The organism is Actinoplanes campanulatus (assembly GCF_014647795.1).
Taxonomy (GTDB): domain Bacteria; phylum Actinomycetota; class Actinomycetes; order Mycobacteriales; family Micromonosporaceae; genus Actinoplanes; species Actinoplanes campanulatus.
Genome location: NZ_BMPW01000019.1, coordinates 43,615 through 64,024 on the forward strand (window position 1 = coordinate 43,615; position 20,410 = coordinate 64,024).

General features: G+C 68.9%; 18 protein-coding genes and 1 pseudogene. All 19 read left to right on the top strand.

The genetic code is table 11. From position 1 onward, the window contains the following. Positions 1-7: 7 nt before the first annotated feature. The 19 genes and pseudogenes from IEZ13_RS31690 to IEZ13_RS31775 all read left to right on the top strand — a co-directional run bounded on the left by IEZ13_RS31690 (position 8) and on the right by IEZ13_RS31775 (position 20,367). Positions 8-697 (top strand): hypothetical protein, encoded by a 690-nt coding sequence (locus tag IEZ13_RS31690; protein WP_183223076.1) that lies wholly within the window; start codon positions 8-10, stop codon positions 695-697. A gap of 57 nt (positions 698-754) precedes the next feature. Next, positions 755-2,530: an asparagine synthetase B family protein gene (locus tag IEZ13_RS31695; protein ID WP_183223077.1), complete on the top strand. Its 1,776-nt coding sequence runs from the start codon at positions 755-757 to the stop codon at positions 2,528-2,530. Positions 2,531-2,581: 51 nt separating this feature from the next. Further along, positions 2,582-3,838, top strand: a complete 1,257-nt coding sequence (locus tag IEZ13_RS31700; RefSeq protein ID WP_183223078.1) for a cytochrome P450 — start codon at positions 2,582-2,584, stop codon at positions 3,836-3,838. Next, positions 3,835-4,998: a histidine decarboxylase gene (locus tag IEZ13_RS31705; RefSeq protein WP_183223079.1), complete on the top strand. Its 1,164-nt coding sequence runs from the start codon at positions 3,835-3,837 to the stop codon at positions 4,996-4,998. The genes IEZ13_RS31700 and IEZ13_RS31705 overlap by 4 nt, the downstream gene beginning before the upstream one ends. 133 nt (positions 4,999-5,131) lie before the next feature. Next, positions 5,132-5,485: a hypothetical protein gene (locus IEZ13_RS31710; protein ID WP_183223080.1), complete on the top strand. Its 354-nt coding sequence runs from the start codon at positions 5,132-5,134 to the stop codon at positions 5,483-5,485. Between the two features lie 97 nt (positions 5,486-5,582). Beyond that, a pseudogene (locus IEZ13_RS47005) lies at positions 5,583-5,683 on the top strand (IS5/IS1182 family transposase); the annotation flags it as partial. 847 nt (positions 5,684-6,530) lie between these two features. Then, positions 6,531-7,601: a MinD/ParA family ATP-binding protein gene (locus IEZ13_RS31715; RefSeq protein ID WP_183223081.1), complete on the top strand. Its 1,071-nt coding sequence runs from the start codon at positions 6,531-6,533 to the stop codon at positions 7,599-7,601. Further along, positions 7,601-7,969, top strand: coding sequence for a hypothetical protein (locus IEZ13_RS31720; protein ID WP_183223082.1), 369 nt, complete (start codon positions 7,601-7,603; stop codon positions 7,967-7,969). Before IEZ13_RS31715 ends, IEZ13_RS31720 begins: the two co-directional genes overlap by 1 nt. 8 nt (positions 7,970-7,977) lie before the next feature. Further along, the gene (locus IEZ13_RS31725) at positions 7,978-10,161 is read left to right on the top strand and encodes a hypothetical protein (protein WP_183223083.1); all 2,184 of its coding nucleotides are present in this window, start codon (positions 7,978-7,980) and stop codon (positions 10,159-10,161) included. Positions 10,162-10,175: 14 nt separating this feature from the next. Continuing rightward, a complete protein-coding gene (locus IEZ13_RS31730) occupies positions 10,176-11,690 on the top strand; it encodes an SCO6880 family protein (protein ID WP_183223084.1) in 1,515 nt (504 codons plus the stop codon). After that, positions 11,687-13,261, top strand: coding sequence for a hypothetical protein (locus IEZ13_RS31735; RefSeq protein WP_229795308.1), 1,575 nt, complete (start codon positions 11,687-11,689; stop codon positions 13,259-13,261). The genes IEZ13_RS31730 and IEZ13_RS31735 overlap by 4 nt, the downstream gene beginning before the upstream one ends. Further along, positions 13,258-15,120 carry a type IV secretory system conjugative DNA transfer family protein gene (locus tag IEZ13_RS31740; RefSeq protein WP_229795309.1) on the top strand — a complete coding sequence of 621 codons (1,863 nt, stop codon included), beginning with the start codon at positions 13,258-13,260 and terminating at the stop codon, positions 15,118-15,120. Before IEZ13_RS31735 ends, IEZ13_RS31740 begins: the two co-directional genes overlap by 4 nt. Beyond that, positions 15,117-15,740 (top strand): hypothetical protein, encoded by a 624-nt coding sequence (locus IEZ13_RS31745; protein WP_183223085.1) that lies wholly within the window; start codon positions 15,117-15,119, stop codon positions 15,738-15,740. Before IEZ13_RS31740 ends, IEZ13_RS31745 begins: the two co-directional genes overlap by 4 nt. After that, positions 15,737-16,054, top strand: a complete 318-nt coding sequence (locus IEZ13_RS31750; RefSeq protein ID WP_183223086.1) for a hypothetical protein — start codon at positions 15,737-15,739, stop codon at positions 16,052-16,054. The genes IEZ13_RS31745 and IEZ13_RS31750 overlap by 4 nt, the downstream gene beginning before the upstream one ends. Next, positions 16,054-16,362 carry a hypothetical protein gene (locus tag IEZ13_RS31755; protein WP_183223087.1) on the top strand — a complete coding sequence of 103 codons (309 nt, stop codon included), beginning with the start codon at positions 16,054-16,056 and terminating at the stop codon, positions 16,360-16,362. The genes IEZ13_RS31750 and IEZ13_RS31755 overlap by 1 nt, the downstream gene beginning before the upstream one ends. After that, positions 16,359-16,853, top strand: coding sequence for a hypothetical protein (locus IEZ13_RS31760; protein ID WP_183223088.1), 495 nt, complete (start codon positions 16,359-16,361; stop codon positions 16,851-16,853). The genes IEZ13_RS31755 and IEZ13_RS31760 overlap by 4 nt, the downstream gene beginning before the upstream one ends. Then, positions 16,850-17,938, top strand: a complete 1,089-nt coding sequence (locus tag IEZ13_RS31765; protein WP_183223089.1) for a M23 family metallopeptidase — start codon at positions 16,850-16,852, stop codon at positions 17,936-17,938. Before IEZ13_RS31760 ends, IEZ13_RS31765 begins: the two co-directional genes overlap by 4 nt. Before the next feature lie 409 nt (positions 17,939-18,347). After that, positions 18,348-18,824: a MarR family winged helix-turn-helix transcriptional regulator gene (locus IEZ13_RS31770; RefSeq protein ID WP_183223090.1), complete on the top strand. Its 477-nt coding sequence runs from the start codon at positions 18,348-18,350 to the stop codon at positions 18,822-18,824. A 664-nt stretch (positions 18,825-19,488) separates the two neighbouring features. Then, the gene (locus IEZ13_RS31775) at positions 19,489-20,367 is read left to right on the top strand and encodes a GNAT family N-acetyltransferase (RefSeq protein ID WP_183223091.1); all 879 of its coding nucleotides are present in this window, start codon (positions 19,489-19,491) and stop codon (positions 20,365-20,367) included. Positions 20,368-20,410 lie beyond the last annotated feature (43 nt).

The following is a 20,410-nucleotide window of genomic DNA, read 5'->3' on the forward strand; positions in this document are numbered from 1 at the left end:
GCTCGGCGTGCACCCCGGCACCGAAGCCACCACGTGCCTGACCAGCCACGTCCCTCCGCGGCACCGACCCGCGCCGCAGTACCCGGCGGCTGCCGCCCCGGCGATCACCTGCATCAACCGTGCCGACATCCCTGCCGTCGCCGCCGTGGCGGCGCATTACACCCAGGACGAGCCGGTGGCCGGCTGGCTACTACCCGACCGCCGCCGTCGGCCAGCCGCCTTACGCGCTTGCTTCGTATTACTCATCGAGCGGGCCCTGCAGAACGGGTTCGTCGACCTGCTCGCGGGTGACCGAGCAGTGGCGATATGGCTCGACCGGACCCGGCCGCTACCGGCAGCGCCTGACCAACTGCAGCGCCTACAAGAGGTGTGCGGCCCCGACAGTGACGCCGTGCTGCTGCTCGCCGACATCGCCGGCCGCCATACGCCACCGATCCCACACCTGCACCTTGCCGTACTCGCCGCACCCGACCCGGCCGACGCCGTCGCCCTACTGGCTCATCGCCAGCAGCGACTGGACCGCGTAGGCGTCGCCACGTTCGCCTACGCCGCCAACCAGGTGCAGCTCGGTGCGCTGATGGCCGAGGGATTCCAACCGAGCGAAGCAGTCCGGCTCCCGGCGGGGCCGCCGCTGTGGCCCTCCCTGCGACCCGCAGCTCAGCGTCCTGCTGTCGCCGGCCGCCCGGCCGCCGCCTGACCTGCTGCCCTCACACCACCTGCACTGATACCCCCGGACCGCGAGGAGAACTCTGGCATGGGCATCACCGGCTGGACCGACACCGCCCGAGACCTGCGCGATCAGCAAAAGATCCTGCGCGCCCTCGCCGACGCGCTCGCGCCCACCAGCGACGGGCTGGCTCACGCGACCCGGCATGCCGCCCTCGCCCGCCGCGGCCCCACGAGCGGCTACGCCGACTGGCGCCACCCGGAACGCCGCGACCCCGATCTGATGCTGCTCATCGACGGCCACCTGACCAACCGGATCCGCCTCGAGGAACAGCTGTACCAGCGGGCCCGCCCGTTGAGCAGCGACGCCGAGGTGCTGCTACACGCCTACCGCCAGTGGGGCGCCGCCCTGGTCGACCGCATCGACGGCACCTACACCATCGCGATCTGGGACAACCAGGCACGGCAACTACTGCTGATCCGCGACCCACTCGGCACCAAAACCCTCTACTGGATGCCCCAGCCTCACGGCCTGCTGTTCGCCAGCACGGCCACCGCCCTGCTAGCGCACCCCGACGTGCCTGCGATCGTCGACGCCGACGGCCTCAACGAACTGCTCACCCTCGGCCCCACCCGCACGCCGGGTCACGGCATCATCCGCAACGTCCGCGAGCTGCTGCCCGGCCAGCTGCTGCGCGCCACCCCGGCTGGTATCCGGCTGCACCGGTATTGGCAGTTGCAGGCCGACGAGCACGGCCAGGACCTCGACGGGACCGCCCACAGCCTGCGGCAGGCGCTGGCGGACAAAACCTTGCCGCTGCGGCAGCGCCCCGCCGGTGCGGTCCTGCTGTCCGGCGGTATCGCCTCCGCCGTCACCGCCGCGTTCCAGTCCCGACCAGACGCCAACCGTGGCAGCGGCTACTCGCTCACACTCGCCGAACCCGGCGACCAACCGCCGGGTGCCGGCGCCGACATCACCGCGGCCGCACGTACCGCAGCGCATCTCGGCATGGACTACACCATCATCACCACGGGCACAGACCGGCTGCTCGACGCCGCCGCGAGCGCCCGGCTGGCGCTCGACTTCCCGGGCCCGACGAACCTCGACGCCCCGCTGATGGCGGCGCTGCAGCATGTCGCCAGCCGTGGCCACACCAGCGCCGTCTGCGGCCTGGGCGCCGATGCGGTCGTCGGCGGCTACCGCTGGCTGCATGACCCGCAGGCACTAGCCCATGACGAGTTTCCGTGGCTGCCGTCGGGGCTTGCGGCCACCGATCTGCTCAACGACGACGCCCGCTGGCACCTGATTCCCGGCGGCTACCGAACGATGCGTTTCCAGCAGGCCCTCGAGGAAATCCCGGCCACCGACGGCGAAGACGTCATCGACCGCCGGCGCCGGATCATGCACCACCTGGCCATCACCCACTACCTGCCGTCACAGCTGGTCCGCCTCGACCAACTCGCCGCAGGGGTCGGCGTCACCGTGCACACCCCGATCGCGGACTGGCTGCTGGCTCAACTGCTGTGGAACACCCCATGGCCGCTACGGCACCTGCTCGGCATCCCCAACGGGCTGCTGCGCCACGCCACCGCCGACCTGCTGCCACCGTCGGTCAGCTGGCCACCGCAACGCCCGTTCCCGGGCGCGCATCTGCTGGCGGCCTGGGAGAAAACCCACCGTGAGCGCCTGCACGCGATCGTCACTGACCACGCTGCACCTCTGCACGGGCTGCTGCACCGGGGTCGCGTCGAGCATCTGCTGACAGCGGCCGCGACCACCCCGGTCCGGGACTGGCACACCACCCTGGCCTACCTCATCGAGACCAACGCGTGGCTCGCCCGCCACCACATCACCATCAACTGAGCCGCCCTGCGCCCGAGCAGCGGGCGCTCATCATCCACGGGAAACCTCACCATGCGCCTCGATCCCTGCGACACCCACGGCAGCACCGAGTTCGATCAGATACGGCACGCGCTGGACGGCTTCACCAGCAGCCGCATCTTCCACGATCCGGAGCTCGGTCTGTGGCTGATCGCCGGTCACGACAACGTCAGGATCGCCCTGACCGAACCGCAACTGTTCTTCACCGCCACGCACCTGGCACCGATCCGCCCGCTGGCTGACGCCGCCGCCGTGTGGGCCGGCCTCGACGTGCCCGCCCTGTTCGGCGGCGCCGATCCGGCACAGCACACCCGCATCCGCGCTCTGCTGCGCGAGATGTTCCCGAGCACCCCCGAGCGGGCCGGCCAGAAGTGGGCCGCCACAGTTACGGCCCACGCCGAACATCTCACCGCCACCCTCACCGGCAACCCCGTCGACCTGGTGTCGGGGGTTGCCGCCTGTCTGCCCCTTCTGGTGATCCTCGATGTTCTCGGGCTGCCCAGCGATACCGCCGACAGCCTTCCAGACTGGGCTAACTGGCTCCGGCAGCCGACCGCCGATGGTCTGGCAGCTGCGGCATCGCCGGGCAGGGAACACGCCCTACGCGGGTTCTTGGGCTGGTGCCGGACCGTCGTCACCGCCCGCGCTGACCTTGGCGACCCGGGCCCTGGACTGATCGGCGAGCTGCTGCGCCACCGCGACGGCGACGACACCCGGCTGAACGTCGACACGATCGCCGCGCTGGTCTTTCACCTGACCGTCGCGGGCTGGCACACCACCAGCAGCGCCCTCGCTTACGCCATCGACCACGCGCAGGCCGACCCGCACCGGTGGGCACGGCTCGCCGACAACGACCACTACCTAACCACCCACGTCGAAGAGAGCCTGCGACACACGTCCGCCCTCGCCGGCCTGCTGCGCGTCACCGCCACCGACGTCACCCTCGACGAGATAACCATCCCCGCCGGCAGCCGCTGCCTGCTGCTGATCGGCAGCGCCAACCACGACCCGCGCATCTACCCCGGCCCCCACCAGTTCGATCCCGGACGGGCCAGGCTGTCGCAGCACCTGAGCTTCGGCGCCGGACCACATCACTGCCTTGGCGCAGCCCTGGCACGCCTGCAACTGCGCGCCACCCTGCGTGTCCTCGCCCGGCGGCTGCCGTACCAGCGGATCGCCGCCAGCCGCTACCGGTTCGCGCCGGACATCCGCCTGCTCAGCCATGCGGGCCTGCCGGCCGTCGCCGTCTGCCCGTTCAGCCACGACCCCGCTACCGGAGGACAGCCATGACCATCAACCTGAACCGGCCCCGCCGGTGGCTGCGGGCCGCCACGCATCGGCCCACGATGACGCCCCGCTTCGAGCTGCTGCTGCAACAGCTCACCACGGCCGCGAAGACCAGCATCGGATTCCCCGCCGCCACCGACATCGACTACCGGCCTCTGGGACCCCTGCTCGGCGTACTGCTCAACAACCTCGGTGATCCCTGGACTGACGGCCTGCAGCCGATGCACGCCAAGGGCATCGAACGCGACCTGCTCGACTACTTCGCACAGCTGTTCCGCGCCCCGCTGGGCTGGACCGGATACGTCACCAGCGGCGGAACCGAAGGCAACCACTACGGGTTGTGGCTCGGCCGTACCCGACTGCCCAATGCCGTCGCTTTCCACAGCGCCGCCGCCCACTACAGCGTCGCGAAGGCCGAACACTTGCTCGGCCTGCCCAGCGTCACCGTCGCCACCCTGCCCAACGGGGAAATCGACTACGCCGACCTGCAGCGCCAGGCCGGCCAGTGGCGCAGCCGACCGGCGATCGTGACGGCGACCATCGGCACCACCATGACCGAGGCCGTCGACGACGTGCGCCGCATCCACCAGGCGCTCGACGCTGCCGGGGTAACCCACCGGTACGTGCACAGCGACGCCGCCCTCGCCGGCGTCCCGCTGGCAGTCACCGCCAACCGCCCTGCCTTCGACCTCGCTGACGGCGCCGACAGCATCAGCATCAGCGGCCACAAGTTCTTTGGCACACCGCTGGTCTGCGGTGTCGTCCTCACCCGGCGAGGCCCCGACGACCTGCCCGCGGCGATCCGGTACACCGGCGCACCCGACACCTCCATCAGCGGATCTCGCAACGGTCTCGGCGCGGTCATGCTGGCCTACGCCCTAGATACGCTAGGTACATCCGGGTTGTCGGACCGCACCCACCGTGCGAGAGACGTCGCCACCTACGCCTGCCGACGCCTGCAACACCTCGGCTGGTCCCACTGGCGCAACCCCGGCGCGTTCACCGTGATGCTGCGCGAGCCGCCGGACGCCGTACGCACTCGATGGCGGCTGCCCAGCACCGCTGGATGGTCACACCTCATCTGCATGCCCGGAGTCACCATCCGCCAGATCGATGAGTTCGCCGATGAGCTCGGCGAGCACCGGTCTGCCACAAGACCATGAAGGGGTCCGATGAGTGGAGTGCTGACCCACGTGCCGCTTCTGGAGCCCACCTTCAAGCTGACCGAACCTATGAGACCGTCACCTTCGGAATTGACCGACACGCTCGCAGATGGCTACTGCGAAGGGACTTGAAATGGGGATCGGAGATGTCGCCAGCTTCATTACCGAGGAAGGCTGGAAGCTCACTCCTGTTCTGTTAGGTGGGGTGCTCGGCAGCATGCTCATCAGCTTGCTGCTGCCCGGCATGCTCAGGCCGCCCGCAACCGCCCTCGTCATGCTCCCCTGGCCCCTACTGGCCGCGCTTGCCATCTGTGTCGTTCTAAGTATCAGGAGCATTCTCGCGAACGATCCTCCCTCTGACGCCATCATGGATATGGGCGGATGGTTGATCTATTGGGGTCGGCCCGTTCTGTCGTGGGTGTCGTTAGTGCTGCTTTGCGCAATCCGTTTTGCCATCCGGATAGAGGAATCAACACCAACACAATGACGTCCCGATCGTTGAGCCTTTCTCAATCTGATCTTGCAAGCAGTCCTGGCCGCTGGAGTGTGAGTGATCGATGAGGCGAGGCTCCAGGCTGAACAGTAAAACCTGGAGGATCTGGTCAAGCTGCGTTGCTGCCCACGCAAAGCGACCGCAATCGTGCGGGTCATCATCGTCCTGTGCCACGTCGGAAACAGCCGCTAAGCAGGAGGAAGAGGCTCGGTTTACATCGACTATTCGCCGCGTCGCCACGATACCCACGACGAGGGGTCATACTGCCCGCTAATAGGTGGAATTGCTTGCACCGACAAGGCGGTGCGTGGCAGGTAAATTAATCAACCAGTCGAGGCCAACGGAAGCCGCCAGTCGCGTATCGGTGGGCGTCGGCGATGGTCGCCGTGGTCGGCTTGGCCGTCACCGACAGCGCGCACGGGACGACCGCTGCTGCTTCGATTCTGCACCGGTACATCTTTTCGCCTCGCTAGCTTCCGCGGAAGCCGCCGAGCTCGTGTAATGGCTGTGCACCGGCCGTTCCCTGCGCGAGGAAATCATCCATCGCCGGGAAGTGCGAATCGCGCCCACGGCGAAGCCGTTGATAAGTCGAATCATAGGGCCGGCGGCTCCTGCCCACTCGGCGAAGGTGGCGTTTACCGGCCCCGCGCCATGAATGCCAGATAGCCGCCGTAAGAGCAGGTCAGAAGCAATACGGACGAGTGCGGGACAACCACAGACAACCGCAGACAACTATTCGCGAGCTGTTCCGAGCGGCATCGTCGATCACGTGATCAACGCCCGTTGATGGCGGTCACCGGACGCGCGGGGGGCGCGCTGGCGGTGTGCCAGGTAGCTGTGCCGTAAGGGTGCGCAGCTGCGCCGGGGCTGCCTGACGGGACGCCATGACGCGAGGACGTTCGCCTCGGGCGTGCTGAAAAGCCGATCACCGGCCGCCGCTGAAGGCGGTCGTGCCAGGGAGCTGGCCGGCGGCATTCGACCCCATCGGAATGCTGCCGGCCCGCCACCGGTCATCGATCAGCTTCCGGGGGGAAAACGCATGCCTTTGCCTGACCCGCCGTCTGAGTTCACCCGCGACCGCAATCTCGACACCAGCGCTGAATCCGGCGCGGGAACAACCACGCATCATCTTCCGACGGCAGTGCCGCCGGCCCGCGCCGTCGCGGCTGTTCCCGCACCGCCGTTTCCCTTCAAGGCTACGGAGGTTCACGGCGGTGCCTCGAGCGCTCCGGCGCAGCGAGCGACGGTGCACGAGCCCCGACCGGTCCCGAACCAGTTCGGGCCCGCGGATGTCACCGAGCGGGCTTGGCGTCATGCTGCGGCGCTGCGTCCTGGCGCGGCGATCGCCATCTCTTCCGCCGACGGCGGCGTAGGCCGCTCCACTCTGGCTGCGGCGCTGGGCGGGCTGCTTGCCTTGGCCGTGCCGGAACCGGTGCTCGCCGTGGACATGGTGCCTGCGCCGTGGAACGGCCTCGGTGCCAGAGTCGGCCGTCAGAACTGGGCCACTGTCTGGGACACCGTGCGCGACTTCGGCTCGCTCACCAGCCGTGCGGACGTCGAGCGATGGGTCCAGCGCGGTCCGTCCGGGCTTCTGGCTTTGGTCGGTGAGATCGAAGGCAAGGAGCGGCGACCTCCGTACCCGGACGAGGCCAGCGCCCTGGCTGATCGGCTGCGGCAGCTGTTCGCGCTGACGATCTGGGATCTCGCCCCCGCGGCGACGGGTCCGGTGTGGCGCAGCCTCGCCGCGGCGACGGTGCCGGTGCTGGTCAGCCGGGCCACCACGGACGGTTTGCGGCATTCGCTGCGGCTGCTGACCCACCTGACCGCTACCGGTAACGCCCGCGTCGCCCGCGACAGCGTGCTGGTGATCATGGCCACCTCACCATCGGTACCGCGGCAGGTGCGCGCGGTGGCGCGGCAGGCCGATGACGTCGCGGGGGCGGTGCTGACTGTGCCGTACGACCCGCGCCTTGCCCAACCGGAGCCGATCGATCCGCGGCTGCTGCGCCGACGCACGCGTACCGCGCTGGTGCATGTCGCTGACGCCGTGCTGCAACGGTGCACCGCCGATCGCCCTGCATTGGCTCCTTTCTCCGAGGAGCGTGCCTGATGCCGCTGACGACGATCGGTTACGAGCTTGCGGCCCGGCTGCACACGGCTGTGGTGCAGGCACCGGCTGACCCGACGCCCACACCGACGGGGACGCCGTTCGACTTCGACTGGGACCAGATCCGGCCTGATCCGGGAGCGATACCAAAGACCGGGATCTTCTATGACCTCGCCAACAGCCTGCTTTTCCTGGGCGTGATCGCGGCGCTATCGGGGCTGCTCGCGGGCGCCATTGCCTTCGGAGTGGGGCCGATCTTCGGCGCCCACATCATCTCCGACCGCGGCAAAAGCATGATGTGGAAGGCAGGGCTGGTCGCGGTGATCGTGGGCTCGGCGACCACCATCGTCGCCGTGCTGCTGGCCAAGTGATGGCCGCGATGTCCACTCTCCAGAGCCGGTCGAGCCCGCCGCCGCGCAGCGGCCGGCCCGGCACGACGACCGTGGTTGCGGGCCTACGCCTGTGGCGTGTGCTGCTCGCCGTGTTGGCCGGTGTGGCAGTTCTTCTCGGGTCGGCCCAGGTCGTCGATGCCGCACCACGGGCTCCTGTGGACGCCGCGTGTGCGCAGAAAGCCCCCGGATCGGTCGCCTGGTGCATGCCGTGGGCGGTGCGTGTCGAGACGCCGCCGGCCGGAAGCACCTCGCATTGGGTGACCGAGTGCAGCAAAGCGACCAACGACGAGGAGCGCGCCTCGTGCGCTGCCGCGTCGGTCACCGTGGATTCGCCGCCGGCGGATGGCACCGCGTCGGTACTGATGGACGGGCCCAGCGACAAGGACGGTCTCGCCGCTCTCGTCAAATGCGGGTTGTTCGGCGAGCAGATGAAGAACGAGAAGGACGCCACCCGCTTCGGTTTGTGGCGCGACAAACACACGCAATGTTCCCAGCAGGTTGCCGCGTGGACGGCGGCAGCGTACGACCCCAGCCCGCAGCCGAAGGAGTGCGGGAAGGTCGAAGTCGGCTGCCAGATCACCGAAGGCACCAAGGAAGCGGTCTCCAACGGGATCCGCGCCGGCATCCAGGGTCTGGTCGACGCGATCGTGCAGGCCGAGGTGTACCTGCTCAGCAAGCTGGCTGAGCTGGTCTTCACCGAAACATCGATCGCCAGCCCGGACCGGGCCTTCTACGGCGTCTACAACTCCGTCGCCGGCACCCTCGTCATGTTGATCTTCGTGTTCTTCATCATCGCGACGATCGTCAACGGATTACGGCTGCGCGGCGGACCCACACCCTTGGCGACACTCGGCGGCCTGGTCAAGGCCGTACTCGGCATCACCTTCGCCGGCGGTCTGGCCTACGTCATCGTGGCGGCCTGGGACCAGGCGGCGGTGGCCGCCCTCGAGGCCAACGCCAACAAGTCGTGGGACGCCTCCAAGCCGGTCACCGCCCTGACCAACCTGACCGCCGGAACGGGCACGCTGCTGCTGGCCGGACTGTTCGGGCTGCTGGGCATCGTCGGGCTGATCCTGCTGTTCATCATCATGCTGTTCCGCGGCGTGCTCACCACCGGCGCCGCGCTGCTCGGAGCGATGGCGATGACCGGCTTCGTCATGGACGAGACCCGGCACTGGCCACGCCGCTGGTTCTGGACCGTCAACGCTCTGGCCAGCAGCAAATACTGGATCGTCCAGCTGTGGATCTACGGAGGCCGCTCGGCCTACGAGTCCGACGACCTCAGCACCGTCCTGCAGTCGATGCTGCTGATCTGGCTGATGGTTCTCGCGCCGTTCATCCTGCTCAAGCTCACGTCGATGTGGGACGGCTACCTTTCCGACGTCAACGCCCACGGGATGCTGTCCGCGCTCGGAGGGCCGCTGATGATCGGCGCGAACGCCATCGACGGATTCCGGCAGGGGGCCCAGAGCGCCGGCGGCGATGACAGCGGCGGCGGTGGCGGCGGAGGTGGTGATGACGCCGCCGGTGTGATGGACGCGAACGCCTCCAGCATGCCGACCAACCCGGCCGGGCAGATGACCGGCATCGGCGCCGGTCCCGGCCGCGATGTGGCGCAGGCGGCCGGTCAGGGCCAGGACGGCGGCGGAGTCGGTGAACCGGTGACCGACGCACCCGGCAGCCAAGACGGTCAGGCCGGCGCGGAGTCCCAGCAGAACCCGAACGCTCAGGAAGCCGATGGCGTCCGCGCCGCCAACAGCAGCGCCCAGCACACCTTGTCCAGCGGCCAGCTGACTGCGCCTGGTGACGGCGGTGGCGGATCGATTCCGCTGACACCGCAGGCAGCCGCCGGGTCGGACCCGGCGGGTGTGAGCTCCGGCGGTAGCGGCGCGGACGGCAGCACCGATGCGGGCACGACTGCGACCCCTGGTGATGCGGCTGCCAGCGGCAGTGGCCAGGCGGACGGGCAGTCCTCGGGTGCTGCGGCCAGCGGCGACCCGGCCGGGACGGCACCCCACGGGCACAACGACGAGACGTCAGCACCGGCTTCCGGTGGCGAGCACAGCAACGAGCAGGCCTCCGGGTCCGGCGAGTCCGGTGGTGGGGCGGCGAAAGCAGGCGGTGCGCGGGGTGCCTCCGCAGTGGCGGACGCCCCGATCGTGCCCCTCTGACCTGGGAGACATCCATGACGAAGTTTGAGTTTCCGCCGCGCTCGTCGCGGGGCGCCGTACTGGGATTCACCTGGTCGCAGATCGGCATGGTGGTCGCCGGGCTGATCGCCACCGTCGTCGGCCTGAATCTGCTCGCGTTCAACAAGCCGGCGGCGATCGGCATGTTCGCCCTCGGCCTGTTGTTGATCACCTTCGGTCTGCTGCGGTTCAAAGGCCGACGGATCACCGAGTGGACGCCCGTCGTGATCGCGGCCTTGATCCAGCGCTGGACCCGCCAGCACCAGTTCCGCGGCGGCCCGTACGGGGCCAACACCGTCGGCGAGCACCTGGAACTGCCCGGCCCGGCTGCCGCCTACCGGTGGCTGCCCGCGATCGCAGCGGACGGCACCACCGAGATCGGGCTGCTGCACCACCGCAAGGAGAAGACGGTGACCGCGGCGCTGCTGTGTTTCGGCAGCAACCTGATCCTGGCCGACAGCGACGTGCAGACCCAGCGGCTGACCGACTGGGCGCAGGTCCTCAACATCCTCGGCAGCGAGTACGCCGATGCCGGCCTGATCCGGTGGGCGGTCACCGCCCGCGCGGTCCCGGACTCCGGAAACCGCGCCCAGCGATTCCTCATCCACAGGGCTGTGGATACCACCTCGGCCGCGTACGAGTCGCTGGCCGAGCTGACCGCGGCCGCCGCACCGGCCGCGCAACGCCACGAGATCCATCTCAGCGTGGTGTTCGACGTCGCCCGGCTGTCCGGTGAGATCACTGATGCCGGTGGCACCGACACCGCCATCGCCACGGTCATCCTGGACCGGCTCACCGGCATCGAGGCTGCCGTCGCCGAGGCCGGTGTCACCACCGGCGGCTGGCTATCACCGCGCGGGTACGCCGCGGTGATCCACACCCAGTTCGACCCCGACGATCAAGAAGTCGTCGACCTGCGCGGCAGCACCCCCGCCGGTGGCGGACGCACCCCGGCCGGGGTGGCCCCACGCCTGGCGGGCCCGGTCGCCGCCCGCACCCTGGGCTGGCAAACCTACCAGCACGACTCCGGCTACTCGCGCACGCTGTGGGTGGCGCAGATGCCGCGCCAGCAGGTGCCACCGACCTGGCTGACACCTCTGTATATGCGCACCACGTGCCGGCGGTCGGTCACGCTGGTCGCCCAGCCGGTCCCGGCGCAGCTCGCCGCGCTCGCGACCCGCAGGGAGAAGGTCGCCAAGGCCGGTGACGATCTCACCAAACGCAAGCTGCGGCTGGTGCAGACCGCCGCCGAACGTGAAGAGGCCCGCGCGGTCGAGCAGATCGACGCCGAACAGGCCCGCGGCCACGTCCGCTACCGGTACGCGCTGCTGGTCACCGTCACCGCCGCCAGCGAGAAGGACCTCGACCGCGACGTGCGCGCCGTCAAACGGATCCTGTCGCGCTCCGGCTGCGAGGCCGTCTCGCTGGCCGGGGAACAGGACCAGGCCTTCCTGGCCGGAGCACTCCCGCTGGCCCGCGGACTCAAGCCGATGCGGGGGTGGTTCGCATGAGCACCCGCCGGCTGCGCCGCGAAGGATCGCTCACCGACCAGATCCAGCAGGTCGCCGAAGCCCGCGACCTGGCCCACGCCGAACAGGCATACCAGCGCCAGCAACGCGCCGTCGACCGCGACACCGAACGACTGCTCGGCCCGGCCCGCACCGGCTGGCGCGGCCAGAGCGGCCGCGCGGCCGGCCGGGTCGCCTGGCGGCTGCGCCTGCCGCCACTGGTCACCACCAGCGCTCAGCTGTGCTCGGTGTATCCGTTCGTCACCGATCCGGGCCTGCCGATCGACGGCCCCCTGATCGGCATGGAGGTCTACAGCCGCAGCGCGTTCACCTTCTCCCTGCACGAGCTGTACCGGCACAAAGCCCTGTCGGCGCCGAACATGGCGGTGACCGGCGAGATCGGCACGGCCAAGAGCAGCCTGCTCAAAACCCTCGCGTTCAGGGGGATCCCGTTCGGCACGAAGTTCTACTGCTGCGACGTCAAAGGCGAATACGAACACCTCGCCGCCGCCGCGGGCATCACCCCCGTCCGGCTCGGGCCCGGCCTCGGGGTGGTCATGAACCCCCTCGCCGGGATCCGCCGCCACCCCGAGCAGACCGAACAGCAGTGGCTGCAACTGCAACGCTCCCGGCGCCTTCTCCTGTTGGAAGGGCTACTCGAAATTCAGCTCGGCGGGCCATTGCAGGAAGCCGAACGCAGCCTGATCGAGTACGCCGTCGACGCGGTCACCCGCGAAGGCGACGCCACCACCAGCCGCATGGCCACCCCCACCTTGAGCACCGTGCTCGCCGCAGCCGGGAACCCACAGCTGTGGCAGCACCGCCTCGACCAGCTGCACTACCCGACAGACGTGTTCGTCGCCGATTCCCGCCGGGTGCGCCTCGCCCTCGAGCGGCTAATCGGCGGCGCGCTCGGCGGCGTCTTCGACGGCCCGGCCGAATCGTCGGCCAAGCTGGACTTCGCCCAGCCCGGAGCGGTGCTCGACCTACGCACGATCCGCGCGTCCGATGCGATGACCGCGATGGCGATGACCTGTGCCCAGTCGTGGCTCGAGACCGAGCTATCGGCGCCGGACGCGCCACCGAGGGTGTGCGTCTACGACGAATTCGCCCTCGTGGCCCGGCATCTACCGCTGATCCGCCGGATGCGCGAGCAACTCAAACTCGCCCGCGCCTTCGGCATCGCCAACATCCTCGCCTTCCACCGGTTCTCGGACCTGGCCGCCTCCGGCGCCGCGGACTCCGAACAGGTCCGCATCGCCCGCGGGCTGATCGAGGACTGCGGTGTCCGGGTCTCCTACCGGCAGGCCACCGGCAGCCTCGAACAGGCCCGCGAATTCCTCGGCACCTCCGACACCGAGACCGGGCTGCTGCGCTACCTGCGCCAAGGCGTCGGCCTGTGGAAGATCGGCGTGCGCTCCTACGTGGTCAAGCACCAGCTGTCGTCGATCGAGACGGCGATGGTGCACACCGACAGCCGCATGGAGGCCACCGAGCCCGCCGACGACCTCACCGCGCAGGAGTTCGACGAGCGCCTCGAAGCGGTTGCCGCCGGCGAACGGACCGGCCGATGAGCAAAGCACCGCTGTCCGCGCCCGGGCACCGCCCGCCACAGCAAGGCCACATGCGCGCCGACATCTGGGTCCGCGTCGTGCTGCTGGTCATCACCGTCATCGTCACCACCACCGGGATCCTGTCGTTGTGGCTGGCCGGGCAGATCGGCGGTCTGCTGGCTCACCTGGCCTGGCCGGACTCCGGGCTCGGTGATGCGCCCGGCATCGCCTTCCGCGTCCTGGTACACCTGGGCGATCCTGCCCAGGCCTGGCCGGCGCCGGCCCGTGCGGAGGTCGCACCGACCTGGCTGCTCTACCCGCTGTGGCTGCTGCTGTTTCTGAGCACGCTGCTCGGCTGGTTCTTCGGCCTGGCCCGGATCGCCCGGCCCCGGGTCCGGCGGGCCGGATTCGCCCGCAAGAAGACCATCGACGCGTCGCTGACTGCCCCGGCGGTGCTGGCACGGGTCGACATCGTGCGGCCCGGCCTGACCATCACCGACGCCGACGACGACACCACCCGTGCCGCCAAAGAGCAGCGGCGCAGCGACCCTCTCGAGGTCGCCCGCTTCCTCGGCAACGATGCCGTCTCCGGTGAGCCGCTGTATCTGGCGAACGAATACACCAGGTTCGCCGCCGCCGTCCCGCGCTACGGCGGCAAGACCACCCGGCTGGTGATCCCGACCGTCGTCGACGCCCGTGGCGCGGTGCTGACCACCTCGACCCGCCTCGACGTCGCCTCGATCACCTACCAGCACCGGTCGACGATCGGCCCGACGCACATCTTCGAACCGCAAGGTGAGATCCCCGGCGTTCCGCGGCTGCGGTGGTCACCGATCGAGGGTGCCCAGGACCAGATCGTGGCGATGCTGCGTGCTCAGGGCTTCGCTGACGGGTCCGGCATCGGTGACGAGAGCGTGGAAAACGGCCGCTGGTTCCGTGACCAGGCCGCCACGATCCTGCGTGGCCTGCTGCACGCCGCGGCGCTCGACGAGAACGCCACCATGATCGACGTTCTCGCGTGGTCGCAGAACCCCAACAACGCCCGCCCGGAGCGGATCCTGCGCCACCACGGCGTACACAACTGGGCCGACCGGCTCACCCGGCACCGCGAAACCACCGGCCGCGCCCGCGACACCATCCAATCAGTGGTGTCCGGAGCACTGGACGCCTTCAACGACCCACGCGTGCTGCTGGCCTGCTCACCGCCACGCGGCACCGAGTTCAAACCGGTCGAATGGCTGCGCGAATCCGGCACCCTCTACCTGGTCGGCACCCGTGACGCGCAAGCCCTGATCGCACCGCTGATGGCCGCGGTCAGCGAAGACATCCTCTACCAGGCCCGCCGGCTCGCCCTGCGCAGCGACGGCGACCGCATCGAACCGGCGCTATATTTCGTCGGCGACGAGATCGCCAACATCGCCCCGATCCCGTCACTACCGTCGCTGATGAGCGAAGGCGGCGGCTCCGGAATCTCCGTCGACGTGTTCGCGCAGAACCGGCACCAACTGCGCCAGCGGTGGGGCGACAAAGGCGGCCAGGCCATCGCCGACTCCGCCAACGCCTGGCTGCTGATGGGTGCCTCCACCGACGCCGCCGCGCTGCGCGACGCCCAGGCGGTCGCCGGGCAGATCACCGACATCACCTCCGGCGCCTCCTGGGGCAGCGGCCGGGCCAGCGTCAACGAATCCGCACGCCGGGAGAACCTGTTCGACCTGGCGGACCTGCGCACCCTCGATGAAGGTCGGGCGATCGCGCTGATCGGCAACCTGCCGCCAATCGAGCTAACGATTCCCGCCTGGTACGAACGCCCCGACGCCGGCGAACTCAAAGAAGGACGCGCGGCGTTTCGCCGGATGCTGGCCGAAGGCGGCAGCCGATGAGCGGCTACGACTTCGACCTGCCGCCGGACGCCCCGCCGGACATGGTCGCCATCGCCGAGCTCGGCGCAGGCCTCAACCGGCTCACCGCCGCCGTCGACACGCTGCACCGGCAGCACCTGGAACTACGCGACGCTGTCACCGCCCGCCCTGGCGCGGCCGGCGGCGGACAGCGCAAGGTCCCCGCCGGGATGCCGTGGCCGCTGCGCTGGGACGACCTGGACCGCGACGCCGCCGCCCAAGCGTGGGCGTGGCTGATCGACTGGGTCGGCTGGCTCGTCGACCGCTACGAGATCGCCGAAGAGATCCCCGCCTGCTGGTACCGGCACGGCCCGCTCATCGAGGAACTGACCGCGCTCGCGGCCGGCTGGCACACCGCCTACGACGACAACGCCCGCGGCGACGAACCGCTGATCTGGCACGAACGCCTCGCCCGCAGCCGGGCCCGGCTACGTGACTGGGACGACTTCACGCGCTGCCGCAACGGCGAACACACCGATCACACCCTCGATCTGCGCTGGCCCGACGACTGGACCGACACCGCCACGACGGCCGCCAACGCCGATCTGGCCGGCCGGCCGCAACCCACCGCTGCCGGGCAAACGCGTGAGGAGGCGCCATGAGCACCGCGCCGGCGCCGGTCACCACCGAACTCGACTGGGACCGCCTCAACGGCACCCTGCGGCTGATCGGCAGGGACATCAACAACCTCTACCAGCGCATCACCGCCGACGAGGAACCCGACCCCGACCCCGAAACGACGGAGGAAATCGTGCCCGAACCCGAGTACGAACTCGACCCCGCCGACGACCCCGACACCCAGCACCTGGACGACGACGAACGCCAGCAGCGCCTGGAATACGAAATCGACGGCGAGGCCGACGGCGACTACGACCGCGACCCGGCCGATCCTCACGATCCGGAGATGGACGCCTGATGACGATCACCCACACCACGGCGGCCACGCCGGCAACCCCAGGCATCGACCGACCGCACGGTGATAACACGACCGGCGAGCACAGCAGCCAACTGCCGGCCGACGGCGACGCCCGGTACTTCGCTGCGCTGCGGACGCTCAGCGCCCGAGCGGTGACCGCCAAGGCCGCCATGCTGAAGGCGCACCTGGCCACCAACCACCAGGAACGAACGGCAGCCTTCGTCGACCTGCACTACCTGCTGCGCGGCATGGCCGGCATCGTCAACGACGCCCTCGGCACCATCAACGAGCGGCAGGAACCGCGATGAGGACCGCACTGTCACCACTGGCCGGGCTGCTCCTGATCTGTCTGGCTGTCGCCGGCTGCAGCAGCGCCGACGCGCCGGACCCCGCACCGGCCGGAACCGCGGCCAGCAGCGCCGCACAGTCGGTCGACGAAGGCGACCACGACCATGACGACGGTCCCGGCGCCGCGCCCAGCGCCCCACCAGCACCGGCCGCGATCGACGCCGCATCCGGCTACGTACAGGCGTGGGCACGGCCCACCCTCGACCAGTCGACCTGGCTGGCCGGATTGCAGCCGCTGGTCCTGCCGGCCTACGCCCCGCTGCTCGCCGACACCGACCCGGCCAACGTCGCGGCCACCACGCTGAACGGCGCACCCCGCGCCGTGTCCTCGACCACCGACACCGTGGTCGTGGACGTGCCCACCGACGTCGGCCCGATCCGAGTCACCGTGGTCGCCGCCGAAGGCCGATGGCTCGTCGCGACCGCAGCCCCCGCCCCGGAGCCGTCATGAAAACGCTCAAGTGGATCGCGGTGCTCGCGACTCTTCCGCTGCTGCTGTGCGTGGGAGGCGTCTTGGTCGCCACCAGCGACGAACCAGCCGAAGCCAGCTGCGCCACGGTCACCACGTCCGGTCAGGCGAACATCCGCGACCATGTCGGCGCCGTCGGCACCTGGAACTCGGCCGCCGTCGACAACGCCGCGATCATCGTCGCCGTCGGCCAGCAGAAGCAGATCCCAGCCCGCGGCTGGGTGATCGCCGTCGCCACCGCCATGACCGAATCACGGCTGATCAACACCAGCAAGGTCACCGACCACGACTCGGTCGGGCTTTTCCAGCAGCGGCCCAGCCAAGGCTGGGGAACACCACAGCAGCTCATCGACCCCGTCTACACCTCCACCAAGTTCTACAACGCCCTGGTCAAGGTCAAGGACTGGGAGACGCTGCCCCTGACGGTCGCCGCCCAGAAAGTGCAGCGCAGCGCCTTCCCCGACAGATACGCGAACTTCGAGAACGACGCCGAAGACGTCGTCGCAGCGGTGACCGGCGCCGCGTCCATCACCGACCTTCCCGGCGCCAGCCTCGCCGACTGCGGCCCACCCGCAGCGGTTTCCTCCGGCGGCTGGACCCAGCCGGTACCCGACGGCATCGTCTCCGGCTTCCGCACCTCACAACGACCCACGCACCAAGGCGTCGACCTCGGCTCCGACCGCAACGACGTCATCCGCGCCGCCGCCGCCGGCAAAGTCGTGTACGCCGACTGCGACGGCTCCACCGGAAACTGCAACATCGACGGCAATCCCGACACCACCAAAGGCTGCGGCTGGTTCGTAGAAATCCTGCACGCCAACAAAGTTGCTACCCGCTATTGCCACATGGTCAGACGACCGTCGGTCAAATACGGCCAGCAGGTCCAGGCCGGAGACACGCTCGGCCTGACCGGCAGCAGCGGCCACTCCTCCGGGCCCCATTTGCACTTCGAGGTGCACCTCAATGTCAGCTGCGGGGAAACACGCTGCCAGCTGCGCTCGTACAACGCAACAGACCCCGTCGAATTCATGAAGAACGCAGGCGCCCCGCTAGGTAAATCCGAGTGACCGATCCCCACGAAACAACGCCCTTGCCGCCAATCCTGCTCCTCTTGACGCCCGTTATCCAGAAGCGTCGCTCACAAGGGTCAACGAGACCTCGCCAGAGACGACCCGCCCGAAAGAAGAGTTCGCGATGCGATTGAGCGTCGCGATGACCGACCGGCCGGCACGCTACAGCCGCATCCTCGCCGGTAACCCTGCCAACACGCCGCAGCGCAACACCGCACAGCGCTTACCCGTAGCCCATCGATATCGCCGAAGCCGGCGCACGCGCCGATAAGACTGCCCTCCGGCGAGCACCGCATTGGAGGACAACCCAAAGCACGCACCGCCGACACAGCCAACCGGGCACCTACTTCGGCACACCGGTTTCGCCTTCACCGCTACCTACCTTTCAACCAGGACGGAGCTCGACGTGACGACCGGCCACCACACGGACCAGATCCCAGAAGCCGCAGACGCGCCGGCCACATTGCGCGGGATTACAGCGCTGTGCCGGGCCAGCAACCTGATCCGCCGGGAGCTGGAACGGGTCGTCCTCAGCGATGCCGAGCTGACCTGGAGCAGCTACGACGTCCTGCAACTCGCGATCAGCCGTCGTCCCATCGACACCCGCACGGTCGCCGAGATCTCCTGCCTGACCAAGGGCGCCGTCTCGATCTGCGCCAACGGCCTCGAGAATCGCGGCTTGATCCGACGCGGACGCCACGCGGAAGACCAACGGCGGATCCTGCTGCACCCGACCGCTGAAGGGCTGCGCCTCATCACCGATGTCCGGCCCCGGCTCATCACCGAGGCGCAGAGACTCCTCCGAAATCCGCCCGATGGGGTCAGCCACGATGCGGTCGCCTTGATCCTGCACATCACCCGAATGCAGGAATCCGCCGCGTAGCAGTGCGAGTCAACATAGTGGCGACCAAGGCCGCGGATCTTGATCGCCTGTCGGCGTAAGGCCTGATGCGCGAAGTCGCGTACAGCTGAACGTGTTCTGGCGCGAAGTGTGTGATGACGCTGACCGGACCGCTCAGGCGAACCAGTCGTCAGTGTCTTGCCCTTCGTCAACGCGATGGACCTCGCATTCTTCTGTCGGCTCGGTCTCGTCGACCCGCCATGCGGAATGGATCTTCCCATCGAAGTCGAGGACATTCGGAGCGCGATCCGCGGCGTCCTCCGCATCCGCCCACGATGGGTAAGGGCCGATGGCTATGAATCGCCGTCGGGCTTGGGGTGCAAGAGAGGCCCACAGCCACAGCCGGGTCGTACCGTCGTCAACGTCATCGTTTGGGGTCACCAGCGCCTCCCGCCGTCGAGCGTTCGCATCTGAACTTACTGACGACCCCGCCGTCCGAACATCCACCGCCAGCGGATAAACGGCTATGCCTTCTCTTCGCGGCCAGCGGCCCACTCGCGCGCTTCGCGACATGTCTGCACACCAGTAGACCCGTCGAAATCCTTCACAGAAGGTGCTCCGGGGCCCGATCAGCCGTACTTGTCTTTGCACCGCAACGGGGACCCCGACACCGTTGACTCGGCGAGCGCGCCGGGCATCATCAGGTATGCACCCAGATGGCTGGCACCTCACCGAAGACATCGGCGATTTCCTCGCTCACGCCGGCGACTTCCTACGCTCTCGACCGGCCCTGCACACCATGGCACTCACGGTGACGGAAAATCTGCGCAGGCTCGGGCCAGCACGAGCCGGAACTCCGGCCCCCGTCTTCGGCTATCTGGAGCAGTGCGGCGAGGTCCAGGCCACGTTCTACCGCCTCCCGCCTCGCGGCCTCAGCGTCACCATCCTCACGCCTGAACAAGCCGAGATCCTCGTCGCCCGGTTGACCTCCTTCGGACACTCGCTTCCTTCCGTGAGCGCTGAGCACCACACCGCCGCTGCCTTTGCCGAGGCCTGGCGACGGCAGACAGGCGTCAAATTGACCCTGCGTGCCCAGCTCCGCCTGCACCGTCTCGGGGTACTGGCGCCGCCAGAACCCGCCCCAGTCGGCCGCGGCCGACTCGCCGGTGAACGGGACCACGAGCACATCCTGGGCTGGTGCCGAGAGTTCGCCGCAGACGTCGGGGAAGCCGTCACCATCAACGCCGATTCCTGGTCCGGTAGCCGCTTCGCTGAGAAGCGCTATACCTTCTGGTTAGCTCCGGATGGCACTCCCGTCTCCATGGCGGGCGTAACCCCGATGGTCGCTGGCCAGGTTCGAGTGGATCCCGTCTACACCCCGGCAGATCTGCGAGGCCACGGCTACGCGGCCGCCGTGACGGTCGAGGTGAGCAGAGCCGCCCTCGCCGCTGGCGCGACGGACGTTGTCCTCTTCACGAACGCCGCCAACCCCACCAGCAATGCCCTCTACCGACGCATCGGATACGTTCCGATCGCAGATTGGGCTACCTACGACTTCACACCTACCGAACCAAACGCCAGCTAGGACGACCCGCGCTTCGGGTCAGACGCGAGGGACGAGCCCCGCT